The 17,494-nt window shown below is 57.6% G+C and carries 16 protein-coding genes; 9 read left to right on the forward strand and 7 right to left on the reverse strand.

What is annotated here, in order from left to right:
- Positions 1–25: 25 nt before the first annotated feature.
- Positions 26–1,030: a dicarboxylate transporter/tellurite-resistance protein TehA gene (gene tehA / locus WFO70_RS05080; protein WP_337014948.1), complete on the forward strand. Its 1,005-nt coding sequence runs from the start codon at positions 26–28 to the stop codon at positions 1,028–1,030.
- Positions 1,027–1,623: a tellurite resistance methyltransferase TehB gene (tehB, locus tag WFO70_RS05085; protein WP_337014949.1), complete on the forward strand. Its 597-nt coding sequence runs from the start codon at positions 1,027–1,029 to the stop codon at positions 1,621–1,623. Before tehA ends, tehB begins: the two co-directional genes overlap by 4 nt.
- An 80-nt stretch (positions 1,624–1,703) precedes the next feature.
- Here tehB and pepT read toward each other — a convergent pair whose 3' ends face one another.
- Complete coding sequence (gene pepT, locus WFO70_RS05090) at positions 1,704–2,933, reverse strand: peptidase T (protein ID WP_337014950.1); 1,230 nt, start codon at positions 2,931–2,933, stop codon at positions 1,704–1,706.
- A 114-nt stretch (positions 2,934–3,047) separates the two neighbouring features.
- On the opposite strand from pepT, the gene WFO70_RS05095 reads away from it, so the two are divergent.
- On the forward strand, positions 3,048–4,640 hold the full coding sequence (locus tag WFO70_RS05095) for an ABC transporter substrate-binding protein (protein WP_337014951.1): 1,593 nt from the start codon (positions 3,048–3,050) through the stop codon (positions 4,638–4,640).
- Between the two features lie 140 nt (positions 4,641–4,780).
- Complete coding sequence (locus tag WFO70_RS05100; protein WP_337014952.1) at positions 4,781–5,452, forward strand: DUF3313 domain-containing protein; 672 nt, start codon at positions 4,781–4,783, stop codon at positions 5,450–5,452.
- 37 nt (positions 5,453–5,489) lie between these two features.
- Here the strand turns inward: WFO70_RS05100 and WFO70_RS05105 are convergent, their stop codons facing one another.
- Complete coding sequence (locus WFO70_RS05105) at positions 5,490–6,386, reverse strand: DMT family transporter (RefSeq protein ID WP_337014953.1); 897 nt, start codon at positions 6,384–6,386, stop codon at positions 5,490–5,492.
- Positions 6,387–6,572: 186 nt separating this feature from the next.
- Here WFO70_RS05105 and WFO70_RS05110 point away from each other — a divergent pair, with 186 nt between their 5' ends.
- A complete protein-coding gene (locus tag WFO70_RS05110; RefSeq protein WP_337014954.1) occupies positions 6,573–7,445 on the forward strand; it encodes an AraC family transcriptional regulator in 873 nt (290 codons plus the stop codon).
- Here WFO70_RS05110 and WFO70_RS05115 read toward each other — a convergent pair.
- A complete protein-coding gene (locus tag WFO70_RS05115; protein WP_337016617.1) occupies positions 7,425–8,612 on the reverse strand; it encodes a benzoate/H(+) symporter BenE family transporter in 1,188 nt (395 codons plus the stop codon). The two genes, WFO70_RS05110 and WFO70_RS05115, sit on opposite strands and share 21 nt — an antisense overlap.
- Before the next feature lie 68 nt (positions 8,613–8,680).
- Between WFO70_RS05115 and WFO70_RS05120 the strand changes: the two genes are divergently transcribed.
- Complete coding sequence (locus WFO70_RS05120; RefSeq protein ID WP_337014955.1) at positions 8,681–9,208, forward strand: helix-turn-helix domain-containing protein; 528 nt, start codon at positions 8,681–8,683, stop codon at positions 9,206–9,208.
- Between the two features lie 80 nt (positions 9,209–9,288).
- Complete coding sequence (locus tag WFO70_RS05125) at positions 9,289–11,253, forward strand: peptidase U32 family protein (RefSeq protein WP_337014957.1); 1,965 nt, start codon at positions 9,289–9,291, stop codon at positions 11,251–11,253.
- On the opposite strand, the gene WFO70_RS05130 is transcribed toward WFO70_RS05125, so the two are convergent.
- The 4 genes from WFO70_RS05130 to WFO70_RS05145 form a co-directional block, all read right to left on the reverse strand.
- Complete coding sequence (locus WFO70_RS05130; protein ID WP_337014958.1) at positions 11,254–11,484, reverse strand: DUF2554 family protein; 231 nt, start codon at positions 11,482–11,484, stop codon at positions 11,254–11,256.
- 522 nt (positions 11,485–12,006) lie between these two features.
- On the reverse strand, positions 12,007–12,135 hold the full coding sequence (locus WFO70_RS05135; protein ID WP_032610877.1) for a DUF2474 domain-containing protein: 129 nt from the start codon (positions 12,133–12,135) through the stop codon (positions 12,007–12,009).
- Positions 12,135–13,145, reverse strand: coding sequence for a cytochrome d ubiquinol oxidase subunit II (gene cydB, locus WFO70_RS05140; RefSeq protein ID WP_337014959.1), 1,011 nt, complete (start codon positions 13,143–13,145; stop codon positions 12,135–12,137). The genes WFO70_RS05135 and cydB overlap by 1 nt, the downstream gene beginning before the upstream one ends.
- Positions 13,145–14,539 carry a cytochrome ubiquinol oxidase subunit I gene (locus WFO70_RS05145; protein WP_337014960.1) on the reverse strand — a complete coding sequence of 465 codons (1,395 nt, stop codon included), beginning with the start codon at positions 14,537–14,539 and terminating at the stop codon, positions 13,145–13,147. Before WFO70_RS05145 ends, cydB begins: the two co-directional genes overlap by 1 nt.
- Before the next feature lie 340 nt (positions 14,540–14,879).
- On the opposite strand from WFO70_RS05145, the gene WFO70_RS05150 reads away from it, so the two are divergent.
- Entirely contained in the window at positions 14,880–15,896 is a 1,017-nt protein-coding gene (locus WFO70_RS05150; RefSeq protein ID WP_337014961.1) for an iron ABC transporter substrate-binding protein, read from the forward strand.
- 22 nt (positions 15,897–15,918) lie between these two features.
- Entirely contained in the window at positions 15,919–17,493 is a 1,575-nt protein-coding gene (locus tag WFO70_RS05155) for an ABC transporter permease (RefSeq protein ID WP_337014963.1), read from the forward strand.
- Position 17,494 lies beyond the last annotated feature (1 nt).

Here is a 17,494-nt window from a genome sequence, read left to right on the forward strand (position 1 = left end):
AAATATATTTTATAGATTAAAAAATATGTATAAAACGCAATCGACTGAGCGCGTGCTTAATTTGCCCGCGGGCTACTACGGCATGGTGCTGGGGACCATTGGGATGGGCTTTGCCTGGCGTTACGCCAGCACGATTTGGCCGGTGACCCGCTGGCCGGGCGATATCCTGGTGACGCTGGCGATGGTGATATGGGCCTTGCTGACCGTGGCGTTTCTGACGCGCGCGGTGCGGTTTCCGCGCAGCGTGCTGGCGGAGATGCGCCACCCGGTTATGAGCAGTTTTGTCAGCCTGTTTCCCGCCACCACGCTGCTGGTAGCGATTGGCCTCGTGCCCTGGTATCGCCCGTTGGCGCTAATCCTTTTTAGCGTCGGCGTGGTGGTACAGCTGAGCTATGCGGCATGGCAGTCTGCCGGACTGTGGCGCGGAAAACACCCGGAAGAGGCCACCACGCCGGGCCTCTATCTGCCGACGGTGGCGAATAACTTTATCAGCGCCATGGCCTGCGGCGCGCTCGGGTTTCACGATGCCGGGCTGGTGTTTCTCGGGGCCGGTGTTTTCTCCTGGCTGAGCCTGGAGCCGGTGATTTTGCAGCGTCTGCGCAGCGCGGGGGAACTGCCTCCGGCGCTGCGCACCTCGCTCGGGATCCAGCTGGCACCCGCGCTGGTAGCCTGTAGCGCCTGGTTCAGCGTCAACGGCGGCGAAGCCGATACCTTCGCCAAAATGCTGTTCGGCTACGGCCTGCTGCAACTGCTATTTACCCTGCGCCTGATGCCCTGGTATCTGTCGCAGCCGTTTAATGCGTCGTTCTGGAGCTTTTCGTTCGGCGTTTCGGCGCTGGCGACGACCGGCCTACATCTGGGGCAGAGCAGCCCGTCCGGTTTTTTCCATGCCATCGCCATCCCGCTGTTTATTTTTACCAATGCCATCATTGCGCTATTACTGGTGCGCACCTTTATCCTGCTGATGCAGGGAAAACTGTTGGTACGTGCAGACAAAGCCACGCTTATGCAAGCTGAGGAAAGAGAATGACTGTGTTTGATGAGAACTACTTTACCGAAAAATATGGTATGACCCGCACCCACTCCGAGGTGCTGTATAGCGCAGGGATTGTTAAACCGGGCAAAACCCTGGATCTCGGCTGCGGCAACGGGCGCAACAGCCTCTACCTGGCGGCAAATGGCTTTGATGTCACCGCCTGGGATAAGAATGCCAACAGCATCGATAATATCGAGAGCATTAAGGCGCAAGAGGGCATCACAAACCTGCAGACCGCCATCAAGGATCTCAACACCCTGCGCTTTGACGGCGAATACGATTTTATCCTGTCCACCGTGGTGCTGATGTTCCTGCAGGCGGAAACCATTCCGGGCCTGATCGACAACATGCAGCGCTGCACCAAACCGGGCGGCTATAACCTGATCGTCGCGGCAATGGATACCGAAGACTATCCGTGCAACGTCGGCTTCCCGTTTGCGTTTAAAACCGGGGAGTTGAGCGGCTACTATGCGGGCTGGGAACAGCTGAAATACAACGAGGACGTCGGCGAGTTACACCGCACCGACGCCCAGGGGAATCGCATCAAACTGCGTTTTGCGACGCTGCTGGCGCGTAAACCAGCTTAACCACTTTTGCCCGGCGGCGCTTCGCTTGCCCGGACCAGGGGTTTAGAGAGTAGGCCGGGTAAGGCGAAGCGCCACCCGGCTTAACGTGCCGCCAGAAGGCAAAGTTGCAGCGCCGTATTATACGAGGCCTCGAACGATTTCAGCGGTAAAAACTCAAACTTCGAGTGGAAGTTATGCGCCCCGGTGAAGAAGTTCGGGGTCAACAGCCCTTTCGCTGAAAGCGCCGCGCCGTCGGTGCCGCCGCGCATCGGCGTCGGTTTTGGCGTGATGCCTAAACTCTCCATCGCCTCGAACATCAGGTCGATCGCGCGACGATCTTCTCCCACCGCATTGCTGATGTTGCTGTAGGTATCTTCGATGTGCCAGCTTACCTTCGCCGTAGGGTGCTGGGCGGCGATCTTCTCCGCTACTTCGCTAATCTGCGCCTTACGGGCGGCAAAGCTGTCGCGATCGAAATCACGAATGTTGGCCTTCAGCACCGCTTCGTTTTGCCCGGCCTGTATGCCGTTAAACCAGATATAGCCTTCGCGGCCTTCGGTATGCTCCGGGGTTTGCAGGCGATCGAAGTGGCTGATGTAATCGGTAGCCATCAGCAGCGGGTTCACCAGCACGCCTTTCGCCGACATCGGATGCGCCGTCACGCCGGTAAAGCGAATCTCCGCCGCCGCCGCGTTAAAGTTCTCATAAACAATCTCCCCAAGCTCGCAGCAGTCGATGGTCCAGGCAAAATCGACGTCAAAACGGGCCAGATCCAGCGCTTTTGCCCCGCACAGGCCAATCTCTTCATCTGGCACAAAGGCCACCACGATATCGCCATGGCGATGCTCTGGGGTGAGATTTTCCAGCAGTGTCATCACCACGGTCACCGCCGACTTGTTGTCAGCCCCCAGCACGCTGGTGCCGTCGCTGAAGATGATCTCTTCGTTGGGGTAGGCCAGGATTTCCGGGTGCTCGCTGACCCGCAGCCAGATATTTTTTTCCGCGTTGAGACAGAGATCATCTCCGGTAAAAGTGAGGATCTGCGGATAAATGTCCGGTGACAATCCCACGTCGACGGTATCGATATGGGTGATGAAACCGATCCGCGGCGCGCCGGGGACATTGCCCTTTTTGACGGCGGTGACGGTGGCAAATTCGTCGATCACAATATCGTCCAGACCCAGGGTTTGCAGCTCCATCGCCAGCGCCCGCGCCATCTCGTGCTGGCCAGGGGTGGAGGGCAAGGTTTTCACCTTCGGATCGCTCTGGCTGGTGATGGCCAGGTAGCGGAAGAAGCGTTGGGTTAATTGTCTGGCGAGGGCTGAAGCCATGGTGGATCCTTCTTTATTTGAGTTATCAGGTGTTTGCAAAATCACTTTAGTGTTATTTATGGTTTGGCACGACAAAAATTCATTAGCCGTCAAATTAAAAGACAGGAAAACGCGATGAAAAGCAACCTCACAACCCTGGCACTGACCGTTGCCGCGCTGACGGTCAGTTCCACCGTTGCCGCGAAAACGCTGGTCTATTGTTCGGAAGGATCGCCGGAGAACTTTAACCCGCAACTCTATACCTCGGGCACCAGCGTGGATGCCAGCGCCGTACCGGTGTATAACCGGCTGGTGGATTTTACTCCGGGCACGACCCATCTGGTGCCGAGCCTGGCCGAAAGCTGGGACGTCAGCGAGGATGGCAAGGTGTATACCTTCCACCTTCGCAAAGGGGTCAAGTTCCAGAGCAACAAGCTGTTCACGCCGACGCGGGACTTTAACGCTGATGATGTGATCTTCTCGTTTATGCGCCAGAAAGACGCGAACCATCCGTATCACAACGTCTCCAACGGCAACTACTCCAACTTCGAGAGTCTGGAGTTCGGGTCGCTTATCACCGCCATCGATAAAGTCGACGACCATACGGTGCGCTTCACCCTGGCCCACCCGGAAGCGCCGTTCGTGGCCGACCTGGCCTGGTACTTTGCCTCGATCCTGTCAGCGGAATATGCCGATGCAATGCTGAAAGCGGGCACCCCGGAGAAGGTGGATATGGATCCGATCGGCACCGGGCCGTTTACGCTGACGAAATACCAGAAGGACTCGCGGATCCTGTTTACCGCGTTCCCGGAGTACTGGCAGGGCAAAGCGAAGCTGGATCGCCTGGTGTTTACCATTGTTCCGGATGCCTCGGTGCGCTTCGCCAAGCTGGAGAAAAACGAGTGCCAGGTGATGCCGTTCCCGAACCCGGCGGATCTGCCGCGAATGAAGGCCAATACCGATCTCAACCTGATGAGCAAAGCGGGGCTGAATACCGGTTTCCTGTCGTTCAACACCCAAAAACCGCCGCTGGATAACGTCAAGGTACGCCAGGCGCTGGCGATGGCGATCAACAAACCGGCGATTATCGAGGCGGTCTTCCAGGGCACCGGCACGGCGGCGAAAAACCTGCTGCCGCCAGGCGTCTGGAGTGCCGACAGCGAGTTAAAAGACTACGATTACGATCCGGAAAAAGCCAAAGCCCTGCTGAAAGAGGCCGGGTTTGCCAACGGGATGACCCTCGATCTGTGGGCCATGCCGGTGCAGCGCCCCTATAACCCCAATGCCAAACGGATGGCGGAGATGATCCAGGCTGACTGGGCGAAAGTCGGTGTGCAGACCAAAGTCGTTACCTATGAGTGGGGGGAATACCTCAAGCGGGTGAAGGGCGGTGAGCATCAGGCGGCGTTGATGGGCTGGACCACGGCTACCGGCGATCCGGATAACTTCTTTGGCCCGCTCTTTACCTGTACCTCGGCGAATGGCGGCTCTAATTCCGCGAAATGGTGTTATCCGCCGTTTGATAAAATCATTGCCGAGGCTAAATCAATTACCGATCAGAATAAAAGGGTGGAGTTATATAAACAGGCGCAGCAGATGATGCACGATCAAATGCCAGCGGTCATGATTGCGCACTCAACTATTTTTGAACCTGTTCGCAAAGAAGTCACAGGCTACGAAATTGATCCGTTCGGTAAACATTTATTCTGGCAAGTGGATATAAAATAAACGTTTAACACTGCCCGTCGTTATGGCGGGCAGTCTTTTTTCAATTTGTGCTGTCTTCCTCATTTTTTGTCACTTTTTTTTCATCCAACTTTTGCTATAACTTCAATTGCATATTTGCACTTAACAGGGATACACCCATTATGCGTACTAATACTTTATTTAAAGTTGCCGCGCTCTCCGGCCTGTTGCTGCTGGCGGGTTGTGCGTCAAAAGTGGCTGCGCCTGAACAATATTCAGGTTTTTTAAAAGACTACTCCGGGCTGAAAGAAACCACCTCTGCTTCGGGTAAACCGACGCTGCGCTGGGTTGATCCGTCTTATAACGAAGCAAACTACGACTGCATTATCTGGAACAATATCACCTATTATCCGACACCAAAGCCCACCACCCAGATCGGTCAACGTACCCTGGATGAACTGTTAAATTATACCAACACCAAAATGAAAACCGCGGTCGGTCAGCGTAAGCCGATTGTGGCCTCACCCTGTCCACGCAGCCTGATCTTCCGCGGCGCCATTACTGGCGTGAGCTCGCAGAAAGAAGGCCTGCAGTTCTATGAAGTTGTCCCTGTTGCCCTGGTCGTTGCGGGCACGCAGATGGCAACCGGCCACCGTACCATGGATACCCACCTCTTCTTTGAAGGCGAGCTGATTGATGCCAAAACCAATAAGCCGGTCATCAAAGTTGTACGTAAGGGTGAAGGTAAAGAGCTGAGCAACGAAAATACGCCAATGACCTTCGCCACCCTGAAGCAGGTTGTTGATGATATGGCGGCTGATGCCACCATGTTTGATGTGAATAAAACGAAATAACAACAGTCCGGCCTGCATCGCGCAGGCCGGTTTTTTTTTACGCCATTCGCAGCCGCTTAAACCAGTTCTCCGGTCGGGCAAACATCACCAGATTCCCGGTTAAAATCAGCAGTAGCCCCGCAATGCCGTTGCTGTGCCAGACATACCCCTCGTACACCGTCGAAAACGAGAGCGCCACCAGCGGGAACAGCAGGGTGCTGTACGCCGCTTTGCCCGCGCCAATGCGCCCGACCAGCGTGAAGTACGCGCCAAACGCAAGCACCGAGCCAAACAGCGCCAGATACAGCAGAGCACCCATATAGCTCACCGACCAGACCGGCATAAAGTCATCTCCGCGGATCAGCGCAATCGCCCCCATCACCAGGGTGCCATACAGCATCGCCCAGGCGTTGGTGGTCATGGTCTCCAGCCCGTTGCGCTGGTGGCGCAGGCTGATCATATTCCCGAGTGAAAAACCGTAGGTGCCCAGCGCCGAGAGGGCAATGCCGAACAGCAGCCCGGCGCTCCAGCCGCTGGCTAACAGGTCGTGCCAGAACAGGGTGATAATGCCGAGCAGGCCCAGCGCCGCCGCCAGATAAAAGCGTGTCGGCGGGCGCTGGCCGAAGAACAGAAAACTGTTCAGGGCGTTATACAGCACCGCCATCGAAAAAATCACCGATTCGAGGCCGGTATTGATATAAGCCGCTGCCGTGTAAAAACACCAGAAATTAAAGCAGAAGACGCAGCAGCCCTGCAGGGCGCAAAACAGATGATCGCGCAGGGCGAGCGGGCGCAGGCGGCGCAGGATCAGCAGCACCGTCATGATGGCGGCGGTGGCGACGGCGAAGCGCCAGAAAATAGAGACCGGTGCAGGCACCGGCCCCTGTTGTAAGAAGATGGCGATCCAGGTGGTTCCCCAGATCACCACCACCAGCGCGTACAGTAATGCATTCATGGTTATTTCTCTTATCAGCAAAGTCTGGGGTCAGTATGGCGAGAGAAGGAATGGCCTTCTTTCACAGACTTGCGGTGGACTTGCATATTCTTGCGCTTTTTTCCCGTCGGGCGGTTCACAGGGCTGGCACTGAAGGACAGATCTTTTTAGACTTGTTGATTCTTATTCATCAGTGTGTGAGTGGTTATGGCTGAGATGTACGGTGCCTTTGAAAATCTGCGCAGACATAAAGCGGTATTGCACAATGCCGTGGCGTTGAATTCGGGGATCCAACTCGCGGCCTGGTCAAATAAACGCGACACCATTACGCAATATTGCGATCATCACACCCTGAGCCTCTATATTGCCGACGGCTACGAGAGCTATCACAAAACCAGCGCGGGCTGGAAAAACGGCGGCGGTCCGGATCGTTTCTGTCTGATGCCAAAAGAGAGCGAGTCCAGCTGGGATATCCGCGACGACCTGTCGTTTATCCACCTCTACTGTACCGACGATCACCTGCGTAAGGTTGGGGAGCAGATCTGGGACAAAAGCCCCTACAGCCTGACCCTCGATGAAAATCTGTTTGGCGACGACGCCAGCATTACCGCGCTGTATCGCCATTTTATTCTCGGCTGCGACTGGCAGCAGTCGGCTAACCAGCTCACGCTCAGTACCGCCTCGACGCTGCTGCTGACTCATCTGGTGCAGCACTACAGCAACGTGCAGTGGACGCTGCCGACGGTGACGGGCGGCCTGTCGCCATACGTGCTGCGTAACCTGCTGGGCTTTATCGAAGAGAATCTGGCCCAGCCGCTGACCCTGGCGGATCTCGCGGCGCAGGCGAGCCTGAGCGAGTTTCATTTTGCCCGTATGTTCCGTCAGTCGATGCAGATGGCCCCGCACCAGTATGTGATGCAGCGGCGCATGGAAAAGGCCAAAACCCTGGTACGCGCCACCCGCAAGCCGCTGACCGAAATCGCCCTGGCCTGCGGATTCAGCTCCGCCAGCCACTTCAGCAACCGCTTTCGCGCCGCCACGGGGCTGACGCCATCCCAGCTACGCGCGTCGGGTGCGTAACAGCAGGGCGTAGCAGACGCCGCCCGCCACTAACCCCCAGAACGCCGAGCCGATCCCGGCCAGCGTCGCGCCGCTGGCGGTGAGCAGAAAGGTGACGATGGCGGCATCGCGTTCAGCCTCGTTGTGCAGCGCCTGATGCAGACTGCCGCCGATAGTGCCCAGCAGCGCCAGGCCCGCCAGGGTCTGGATCCAGCTTAACGGCAGGGCGGCCATCAGCCCGCTGATCGAACCGCCGAAAATCCCCGCCAGCAGATAAAAGACGCCCGCCGCCGCCGCGGCCAGCCAGCGTTTCCCGGCATCCGGGTGCGCATCCGGGCTCTGACAGATGGCTGCGGTGATTGCCGCAATGCAGATCGAATAGACCCCAAACGGCGACAGCAGCAGCGCCAGCCCGCCGGTGAAGACGATCAGCGGCGAGACGGCAACGGGATAGCCGGAGGCTTTAAGGGTGGCGAACCCCGGAGCATTTTGCGAGGCCATGGTCACCAGGAAAAAGGGCAGACCGATACTGATCAGCGTGGTCAGGTTGAAGGTCGGGGCGATAAATTCCGGCATCACCACCGCAAAGCTCAACTTATCTGTGACAACGTCACCTTTCAGGGCCGCCACTGCACCGCCCACTAACAGGGTGGCGACAATTGCGTAACGCGGGGCAACGGCTTTGGTGATAAGCCAGGCCAGCAGCATACTTCCGCACAGCAGCAGATGCCCCTCCAGATTGCTGAAGGCCTGCAGCCCGAAGCGCAGCAGCACTCCGGCCAGCATCGCCGCCGCCAGCGAGTGGGGAATGATCTTCATCAGCCGGGCAAACAGGCCGCTCACACCGCAAATCAGAATCAGGGCATTGGCAAAGATAAAGATGCCGATGGTCTCCGACAGCGTCACCCCCTGTAAGCTGGTCGCCAGCAGGGCGGCACCGGGCGTCGACCAGGCGGTGAGCACCGGGGCTTTATACCACCACGACAGGGCCAGGGTGCTGATCCCCATGCCGATCCCCAGCGACGTCATCCAGCCGGCAATCTGCGGGGCCGTCGCGCCTGCCGCCGCAGCGGCCTGCCAGATGATAGCGGCGGAGCTGGCGTAACCCACCAGCACGGCAACAAAACCCGATAACAGGGTAGGAAAAGTGAGCGAGGATGGGCGCATGAAAACTCCGTTGTGCGTTATAACAGCCGCAAATGTAGCACTGTGCGTTATAGCATACAAGTGCTACACTCGCGGTAACGGGAGGGACCATGGACATCACACAACATCTTGCCATTACACTGAAAACCCTGCGTCAGGCGCGCGGCTGGAGCCTGTCGAAGCTGGCCGAAGAGACCGGCGTGTCGAAAGCGATGCTCGGCCAGGTGGAACGTAACGAATCCAGCCCGACGGTCTCCACGCTGTGGAAAATCGCCACCGGGCTGAACGTGCCGTTCTCAACCTTTATCACCCCCGAAGCGGAGCACCCACCGGTATTTGACCCGCAGCAGCAGGCGATGGTGGTCAAACCGCTGTTCCCCTGGGACGAGACGCTGAAGTATGACCACTTCTCGATTACCCTCGCGCCGGGTGCGATCAGCGAATCCACCCCGCACGAAGCCGGAGTCATTGAACACGTGGTGGTGATCAGCGGAGAGCTGGAGATGCAGATCGACGGCGTCTGGCAGACGCTTGTTCCCGATACCGGCCTGCGTTTTGCCGGAGATAAACCGCACGCCTACCGCAACAGCAGCGGCCAGACGGTGCACTTTCACTCGCTTATCCATTATCCCCGCTAAAGGCACGCAAAACTGTTTCACTGGCCCATACTTCTGACTACAATAGCCGCCATTTTGACCATAACGGATAACGACGAAGTATGCGCCTGCCATCCCATCATCTTGAACTCTTAAGCCCGGCTCGTGATGCCGCCATTGCCCGTGAAGCGATCCTTCATGGTGCCGATGCGGTCTATATCGGCGGCCCTGGATTTGGCGCCCGCCATAATGCCAGCAACAGCCTGCGCGATATCGCCGACCTGGTGCCGTTCGCCCACCGTTTCGGGGCGAAGGTGTTCGTGACCCTGAACACCATTCTTCATGATGATGAACTGGAGCCCGCGCAGCGTCTCATTACCGATCTGTACCAGACCGGCGTCGATGCGCTGATCGTGCAGGACATGGGTGTCCTCGAAATGGACATTCCGCCGATTGAACTGCACGCCAGTACCCAGTGCGATATCCGCAGCGTGGAGAAAGCGAAGTTTCTTTCGGATGCCGGTTTCACACAGATCGTGCTGGCACGCGAGCTGAACCTCAACCAGATCCGCGATATCCGCCAGGCAACCGACGCGACTATCGAATTCTTTATTCACGGTGCCCTGTGCGTGGCCTATTCCGGCCAGTGTAATATTTCCCACGCCCAGACCGGGCGCAGCGCCAACCGCGGCGACTGCTCCCAGGCCTGCCGTCTGCCGTATACCCTGAAAGACGATCAGGGCCGGGTGGTGGCTTTTGAAAAACACCTCCTGTCGATGAAAGACAACGACCAGACCGCCAACCTGGGTGCGCTGATCGACGCGGGCGTGCAGTCCTTCAAAATTGAAGGGCGCTACAAAGACATGAGCTACGTGAAAAACATCACCGCCCATTATCGTCAGATGCTCGATGCCATCATTGAAGATCGCGGCGGCCTGGCGCGCAGCTCCGCCGGGCGCACCGAGCACTTCTTTATTCCGTCCACCGACAAGACCTTCCACCGCGGCAGCACCGACTACTTCGTGAACGCGCGTAAAGACGATATCGGCGCTTTCGACTCCCCGAAATTCATCGGCCTGCCGGTGGGGGAAGTGTTGAAAGTGACGAAAGAATATCTCGATGTGGAAGTGACCGAACCGCTGGCGAACGGCGATGGCCTCAACGTGATGATCAAACGTGAAGTGGTGGGCTTCCGCGCCAATACGGTGGAGAAAACTGCTGAAAATCGTTACCGCGTCTGGCCAAACGAGATGCCGGCAGACCTGTATAAAGCGCGTCCGCATGCGGCCCTGAACCGCAACCTCGACCATAACTGGCAGCAGGCGCTGCTAAAAACTTCCAGCGAGCGCCGCATTGGGGTGGATATTGAGCTGGGCGGCTGGGAAGAGCAGCTGATCCTCACCATGACCAGTGAGGACGGCATCAGCGTGACCCATACGCTCGACGGGCAGTTTGAGGTGGCGAACAACGCCGAAAAAGCGCTGAACAACCTGAAAGACGGTATCGCCAAACTGGGCCAGACCATCTATTACGCCCGGGATATTCAGGTCAACCTGCCTGGCGCGCTGTTTGTGCCGAACAGCCTGTTAAACCATTTCCGTCGTGAAACGGCGGAGATGCTGGATGCGGCGCGTCTGGCAAACTACCCGCGCGGCAGCCGCAAGCCGGTTTCCGTACCGCCGCCGGTCTACCCGGACACGCATCTGTCATTCCTGGCAAACGTCTACAACCACAAGGCGCGGGCGTTCTACCAGCGCTACGGCGTTGAGCTGATCGATGCCGCCTATGAAGCGCACGAAGAGAAGGGCGACGTGCCGGTGATGATCACCAAGCACTGTCTGCGCTTCGCCTTTAACCTCTGTCCGAAGCAGGCCAAGGGCAGCATCAAGAGCTGGAAGGCGACCCCGATGCAGCTGGTGAATGGTGATGAGGTGTTAACCCTGAAGTTCGACTGCCGTCCGTGCGAGATGCACGTTATCGGCAAGATGAAAAACCACATCTTCAAAATGCCGCAGCCGGGCAGCATTGTCGCTTCTGTCAGCCCTGACGATCTGCTGAAAACGCTGCCGAAGCGTAAAGGCAGGTAATCAAAGAAAGTGAGTATCGGGTTTGCGCGATTTCTGCCAGTGATGGTGTTCGCGCAAGCCTTCAGCTGACTCCTCCGCCACGGCGCGCAGTTCGTCGCTGTCAGCCTCGTGGCGCAGCTGCTGATCGGCGTTTTTCACCCAGAAAAATTCATGTCCCGCATGTCCTGCCATCAGCTGACCGGAAAATAACGCACAGGTCAGTAACACTACCGATAACGCTTTCGTAAACATTCTGCCACCACCCGGTTACGTTGAGCGGTCATCATGCCGATAGTTTCGTTAGTTTATTATTCAAGAGTTCAAAGGCGGGAAAGGTTTTGTCAGAATTTGTACGTAATAAGTAACTCTTACTTTGAGTCTGAGGAAATGATTATGTTTTTTTGTTCTTAAAGCAATACAGTAACCCAAGGAAATCAGTGGCTTACAGCGGCTCCCTGGTCCGGCTGAAAATCGCTGAGGCGTTGACCGCAGGCCGGGGCGAGGCGCATGGACGCGCCGAGAGGGCATAGCCTGCATGGATGCAGGCTGGTGCCCGACCCGATAGCCGAAGGGAATAAGCCGAAGGGACCGCGAAGCGGCGATTTTCTTTGCCGGGAGCCGGGGTAGCCAGGGGGGAGGCGGCGAGCCCCCTGGCACGTTCACCGGTTCGGGCGTATCAGAGAAGCAAGGAACGTGAGGTGAACGGAACCACCACTTCAGCCGCATGTTCATCCTCACCCCAACCCTCTCCCTAAGGGAGAGGGGGCCAGGGTCTTAATGCGACTTAAACCCCGCCGCCGTCATCAGCACGCGGAAGAACATCCCCACCAGCGCCAGGGCCAGCACGCTGCCCCCCCAGATAATTACCATCCACATCAGACGTTTCCAGACAGGTTGATTCATCAGTGATAGCCCTCCCCAGGCTGGACTTTGCCGCGAAACACATAGTAGCTCCAGAAAGTGTAGACAAGGATGATCGGGATAATGAACAACGCCCCCACCAGCATGAAGCCCTGACTCTGCGGCGGAGCCGCGGCCTGCCACAGGGTAATCGACGGCGGAATGATATGCGGCCAGATGCTGATCCCCAGCCCACTAAAGCCAAGGAAGATCAACCCGAGGGTCAACACAAACGGCAGATGGTGGCTGTGCGGGTTATTCAGACTGCGCCACTGCCACAGGCCTAATACCACCACCAGTAGCGGTACCGGCAGCAGGAAGAACAGGTTCGGCAGGCTGAACCAGCGGTCGGCGATGGCGGGCTGGGAAAGCGGCGTCCAGAGACTAATAATCGCGATAATCCCCAGCAGCGCCAGCAGCAGACGTTTCGAGACCTGGCGCATCCGCCCCTGTAGCGGGTCTTCACTTTTCATCACCAGCCAGGTGGCACCTAAAAAGGCATAAGCCACCACCAGCCCCACACCGCAGAACAGGTTGAACGGGGTGAACCAGTCGAACGGGCCGCCAGCAAAAGCGCGACCGCTGACCGTAAAACCGTTGATCACCGCACCCACTACCACGCCCTGGGTAAAGGTGGCCAGCAGCGAGCCGCCGATAAACGCCTTATCCCAGAAGGGGCGGTGCGCGGGCGTCGCCTTGAAGCGGAACTCAAACGCCACGCCGCGGAAAATCAGGCCGATCAGCATCAGGGTCAGCGGGATGGTCAGGGCATCGATGATCACCGCATAGGCCAGCGGAAAAGCACCAAAGAGCGCGGCACCGCCCAGCACCAGCCAGGTTTCGTTCCCGTCCCACACCGGGGCGACGCTGTTGACCATCACATCCCGGTCGTCGGCGTCCTGGATGGCGGGAAACAGAATGCCAATACCTAAATCAAACCCGTCCATCACGATATACATCAGGGTGGCGAAGACGATAATCACAAACCAGATCAGGGAGAGATCGATACCCATTATGGTGTCTCCTGAGAAGTCACTGCTGAGAGCGGACGCGCCGGGCGACCATCATGTTCTGTGGCAAAGGATTCATACTCCTGCGGCCCTTTTTTAATCAGGCGCACCATGTAGCTGTAGCCCACACCAAACACCGAGGTGTAGACCACAATAAAGGCCAGCAGGCTGACGCTCATATGCAGATCGCCATGCGCCGAGACTGCATCTTTAGTGCGTTGCAGCCCGTACACCACCCACGGCTGACGGCCCACTTCGGTAGTGACCCATCCGGCGAGAATGGCAATTAACCCTGACGGCCCCATCAGCAGGGCAAACCACAGGAAAGGCCGGGAGTGATAGAGCCGCTGTTTGTAGCGCAACCACAGGGCAACCGCGCCCAGCAGCAGCATCAACATCCCCAGCCCGGCCATAATGCGGAACGACCAGAAGACGATGGTAGAGTTAGGCCGATCCTCTTTCGGAAACTCCTTCAGCGCTGGCACCTGCTTATCCAGACTGTGGGTGAGGATCAGGCTGCCAAGCGCCGGGATTTCGAGCCCGTAGCGGGTGCGTTCCTGCTCCATATCCGGCCAGCCAAACAGCAGCAGCGGGGTCGGCTCGCCGGGCGGGTTCTCCCAGTGGCCTTCAATGGCGGCAATTTTCGCTGGCTGATGCTTCAGGGTGTTGAGGCCATGCATATCCCCAACCATCGCCTGAATGGGGGCGACGATCAGCGTCATCCACAAGGCCATAGAGAACATGCGGCGAATAGCGGGGGTGTCGTTGCCGCGCAGCAGGTGCCAGGCCGCCGAGGCCGCGACAAACAGCGCGCTGCTGAGAAACGCGGCAATCGACATATGCAGCAGGCGATACGGGAATGAAGGATTAAACACCACCGCAACCCAGTCCACCGGCACCACCTGGCCGTTGACGATCTCAAAGCCCTGCGGAGTCTGCATCCAGCTGTTGGAGGCGAGGATCCAGAAGGTCGAGATGATAGTACCCAGCGCCACCATGCAGGTGGCAAAGAAGTGCAGCCCCGGTCCGACTTTGTTCCAGCCGAACAGCATCACGCCAAGGAAACCGGCTTCAAGGAAGAAGGCGGTCAGCACTTCATAGGTCAATAGCGGGCCGGTAATACTGCCGGCAAACTGGGAGAAACCGCTCCAGTTGGTGCCAAACTGGTAGGCCATCACCAGCCCGGAGACCACCCCCATGCCAAAGTTGACGGCGAAAATCTTTGACCAGAAATGGTACAGCGAGCGCCAGACAGGGTTTTTGCTTTTCAGCCATAACCCCTCCAGCACTGCCAGATAGCTGGCGAGGCCAATGGTGATCGCCGGGAAAATAATGTGGAAGGAGACAGTAAAAGCAAACTGGATCCTTGCCAGATGAAACGCATCTAAACCAAACATGCACAACCTCAAGGTAAAACGGTGTGGCTGTTATGGTAAAGGGAAGGGAAATGCAGTATCAGAGACAGAAAAGGGGAATTTAGCTATAACAGTTTGATGAAATAAGATGAAATAACCCTCCTGTTATGGTCTTGAAGCGAAGCCTTAAGGATTTCTTAATCTTAATGAGACCCATGGTTTCGATTCAGGATTTTTATGGAAGTAAAATCGCAATCCACCGCATTTCTTACCAATATTAAAAAACGGTAATCATATTCATTATCATTTCCATGCCGTTGTGATTTAATCCGCCCGCTGTCCACTCTGGTGTTATGTGCTCATTTCTGTGAAGGATTAACGTATGAAATATGGCTTATCGTCTTTTTGCACGCTTGCTGTGATGATTTCCTCTGTTTTACTCACACCCATTGCCGGTGCGGCGGAGAACAACGACGGGATCGTGGTCTACAACGCCCAGCATGAAAATCTGGTCAAATCCTGGGTGGACGGTTTCACCAAAGAGACCGGCATCAAAGTGACGCTGCGTAACGGCGGCGACAGCGAACTGGGCAATGCCCTGGTGCAGGAGGGCAGCGCGTCCCCGGCCGACGTCTTCCTGACCGAAAACTCTCCGGCCATGGTACTGGTCGATAACGCCAAACTCTTTGCTCCCCTGGATAAAGCCACCCTCGACCAGGTTGCCCCGGCATATCGCCCGGAACATGGCCGCTGGATCGGCATCGCTGCGCGCAGCACGGTGTTCGTCTATAACCCGGCAAAACTGAATGAATCCCAGCTGCCGAAGTCTCTGATGGATCTGGCGAAGCCGGAGTGGAAAGGGCGCTGGGCGGCCTCCCCATCCGGGGCCGATTTCCAGGCGATCGTCAGCGCAGTACTGGCCCTGAAAGGCGAGCCGGCCACGCTGGCGTGGCTGAAAGGGATGAAAACCAACTTCGTGGCCTATAAAGGCAACAGCACGGTAATGAAAGCGGTCAACGCCGGTCAGATTGATGGTGGAGTGATCTATCACTACTACCGTTTTGTTGACCAGGCCAAAACCGGTGAAAACAGCAAAAATACCCAGCTGCACTACTTCAAACACCAGGATCCAGGCGCTTTTGTCAGCATCTCAGGGGGCGGCGTGCTGGCCTCCAGCAAGCATCAGCAGCAGGCTCAGGCCTTCGTGAAGTGGATCACCGGCAAAGCGGGTCAGGAGAGTCTGCGTACCAACGATGCCTTTGAATACGCGGTTGGCGTCAATGCCGAATCTAACCCGAAACTGGTACCGCTGAAGGATCTGGACGCGCCGAAGGTGGAGCCTTCCACGCTCAACAATAAAAAAGTCATCGACCTGATGACCCAGGCCGGTCTTCTTTAATTAATGCAGTGGTGAGTGCCTGATGTCAGTTGTCAATATTACCCGCACGCCGGACATCCGGCGGCGTGAGGTACAACGCCGCCCGGCGTTGATGATGATTATGTTCGCGATACTGTTCTCCCTGTTATCGCTGATCCCCCCGGCCTTTGTGGTGGTCATTGGTTTTGATACCGGCTGGGAGACGGTCAAGGCACTCATATTCCGCCCGCGTGTGGCTGAGCTGCTCAGCAACACGCTGCTGCTGGTGATTATTGCGGTCCCCCTCTGCGTGCTGGTGGGGGTCATGCTCGCCTGGCTTACCGAACGCACGACGCTGGCCGGACGACGCATCTGGTCGATGCTGGCCGTCGCACCGCTGGCGATCCCCGCCTTTGTCCAGAGCTATGCCTGGGTCAGCGCGGTGCCGTCTCTGCACGGCCTGGGTGCCGGGGTGTTTCTCTCGGTACTGGCCTACTACCCCTTTATTTATCTTCCCGTCGCGGCGGTGTTGCGCCGCCTCGATCCGACGCTGGAAGATGTCGCCGCCTCGTTAGGCACCCCGCCGTGGGCGGTCTTTTTCCGTATTGTGATGCCGCAGCTCAGGCTGGCGGTCTGGGGCGGGGCTCTGCTGGTGACGCTGCACCTGCTGGCGGAGTACGGTCTCTATGCGATGATCCGTTTTGATACCTTTACCACCGCCATTTACGATCAGTTCCAGTCCACCTTCAGCGGCCCGGCGGCCAATATGCTGGCAGGGGTGCTGGCGCTGTGCTGTCTGCTGTTCCTCACGCTGGAAGGGACGACCCGCGGCAAAGCGCGTTACGCGAGGGTCGGCTCAGGCGCGCCGCGCGAGCAGCATCGTCTGCCGCTGAATCTGCCTCTGAGTCTGGTCAGCCAGCTGTTCTCCCTGGCGGTGATTGGGCTGGCCTTAGTGGTGCCGCTGGCGATACTGGGGCGCTGGCTGTGGCTGGGCGGTATCGGGAACTGGAATCAGGCCGATCTCTGGCTCTCCCTGCGCCAGACGGTGGTGCTGGCCTCCGGCGGGGCCCTGCTGATCATGCTGGCCGGGATCCCGATCACCTGGCTGACGGTGCGTCATCCGCGCCCGCTGTTCCGGATGCTGGAAGCGTGCAACTACTTCACCAGTTCGCTGCCGGGGATCGTAGTCGCCCTGGCGCTGGTGACGGTCACTATCCATTATTTCCGTCCTCTCTATCAGACGGAGATCACCCTGTTTCTGGCCTACCTGCTGATGTTTCTCCCCCGCGGGCTGGTGAACCTGCGCGCCGGGATTGCCCAGGCACCGCTGGAGCTGGAGAACGTCGCCCGCAGTTTAGGCAAAACCCAGGCCAGCGCCATCTGGGGGATCACCATGCGACTCGCCGCCCCGGGCGCGGCAGCGGGTGGGGCCCTGGTGTTCCTCGGGATCACTAACGAACTCACCGCCACGCTGCTGCTCTCTCCTCTGGGGACACGCACCCTTTCCACCGGTTTCTGGGCGCTGACCAGTGAGATCGATTATGTCGCCGCAGCGCCTTATGCTCTGTTGATGGTGCTGATCTCGCTGCCGCTGACCGGAATATTGTATGTACAGTCGCAAAAATTAGCGGGCCTGTAAG

Origin of the sequence: Leclercia sp. AS011, from assembly GCF_037152535.1 — a bacterium.
Taxonomy (GTDB): Bacteria; Pseudomonadota; Gammaproteobacteria; order Enterobacterales; family Enterobacteriaceae; genus Enterobacter.